The following is a 1,872-nucleotide window of genomic DNA, read 5'->3' as shown; positions in this document are numbered from 1 at the left end:
ACGGCGCGAACGTTGCCTGTAGCGGCACTAGCCCCGGCTCCTCGGTACCCCGGCCTCCTCAGGAGGCCGGGGCCTTCGGCGTGCCCGGGCCCGTGGTCGGATGCCAAGTACAGGCAAAACTCCTGGTGCGCGACCCGTTGACGGGCATACCGTCCGGTCAGTACGTTCCCCGGAACTCGAGCCACCCCCCGTTCCGTCCCCCGCACCCCCCGGAGCGTGCACCGCATGGACACGGCACCGTCCGCTCAGCCCCTCACCACCACGCCCGCCGTCGGAAACCGCCGACGGGTGGCCACCGCGGCAGCGCTCGCCTCGGCCGTCGAGTGGTACGACTACTTCGTCTTCGGCATCGCCGCCGCCCTCGTGCTCGGCGACCTCTACTTCCCCGCCGGCAGCGCCACGGCAGGCGTCCTCGCCTCGTTCGCGACCTTCGCCGTCGGCTTTCTCGCCCGCCCCATCGGCGGCATCGTCGCCGGTCACCTCGGCGACAAGCGCGGCCGCAAGCCGATGCTCGTCCTCGCGCTCACGCTCATGGGCGTGTCCACCACGGCCATCGGCCTGCTGCCGACCTACGACACGATCGGCGTCGCCGCCCCGATCCTGCTCGTCCTGCTCCGGGTCGCGCAGGGCGTCGCCGTCGGTGCCCAGTGGGGCGGCGCGATGCTCCTGGCCACCGAGTACGCCCCGGAGGGCAAGCGCGGTGTCTACGGCAGTGTCGTCCAGCTCGGCGTCCCCATCGGCGTCGTCACCGCCAACACCGTCTTCCTGCTGGCCGGAGCCCTCACCACCGACTCGGCGTTCGCGGCCTGGGGCTGGCGCGTGCCGTTCCTGGTCGGCCTGCTGGTCCTCGCCCTCGCCTGGTACATCCACAAGCGCGTGGAGGAGACCCCGGCGTTCCGCGAGGCCGAGCGGGCGCTCGCCGAGAAGGAGAAGACCGAGCAGAGCTCGCCGCTGCGCACGATCCTGCGCGGGCACCTCGGCACCGTGTTCCTGGCGGGCGGCTCCTTCGCCGTGAACACCGCCACGTTCTACATCCTCATCACCGGCGTCCTCGACTACACGACCCGCGAGCTGGACATGAAGAAGAGCGCGGTGCTCACCGTCTCGCTCTGCGTCAGCCTCACCCAGCTCGTGCTGATCCCGGCCGCCGCCGCGCTCTCCGACCGCATCGGCCGCATCCGGATCTACGCCCTCGGCGCGGTCGGCGTCGCCCTGTGGGCCGTACCGCTCTTCCTGCTGATCGACACCGGCTCGCTGCTGTGGCTCGCGGTCGGTACGTTCGTCGCCAGCTGCTTCCTGAGCATCATGTACGGCCCCCAGGCCGCCCTCTTCGCCGAGCTGTTCACGCCGGAGATGCGCTACACCGGCGCCTCCCTCGGCTACCAGATCGCGGCCGTCGCGGGCGGCGGGCTCGCGCCGTTCATGATGGTGCTGCTCCTGGAGGCGACGGGTACGTCGATGGCGGTGTCCGGGTACATCGTCGTGCTGTCGGTGATCGCCCTGGTGTCGATCAAGATCCTCGCGGACCGGGCACGCGCGGCGGAAGCACCGGCAGAACCGCGGACGGACGCCGAGCCGGAGACGGATGCCGAGCCGGAGACGAAGACCGAGCCTGAGACGGACGCCGAGCCTGAGACGGACGCCGAGCCGGAGACGAAGACCGAGCCTGAGACGGACGCCGAGCCGGAGACGAAGGCCGAGTCAGCGGGCTGAGTCCTCGGCTTCCTCGGCCTCCTCAATCTCCTTGGCCTCCTCGGGCCGTGGGGCCGGAACCCCTCCCCCAGCCACCGCCCCCCGCCCCCCCCCGCCCCCCCCACCCGGGCACCCCCCCACCCGGCACGCCCCCCACCCCCCCCCCCCACCGGACCCCCC

At 72.2% G+C, this 1,872-nt stretch carries 1 pseudogene; it reads left to right on the top strand.

Going from position 1 to position 1,872, the window contains the following annotated elements:
- Positions 1–225 precede the first annotated feature (225 nt).
- A pseudogene (locus ABZ281_RS47910) lies at positions 226–1,539 on the top strand (MFS transporter); the annotation flags it as partial.
- Positions 1,540–1,872: the final 333 nt, after the last annotated feature.

Source organism: Streptomyces sp. NPDC006265 (assembly GCF_040613555.1).
In the GTDB taxonomy this organism is placed as follows: Bacteria; Actinomycetota; Actinomycetes; order Streptomycetales; family Streptomycetaceae; genus Streptomyces.
Note: the sequence above shows the minus strand (reverse complement) of the source record. Positions and strands in the feature narration are given on the sequence as shown.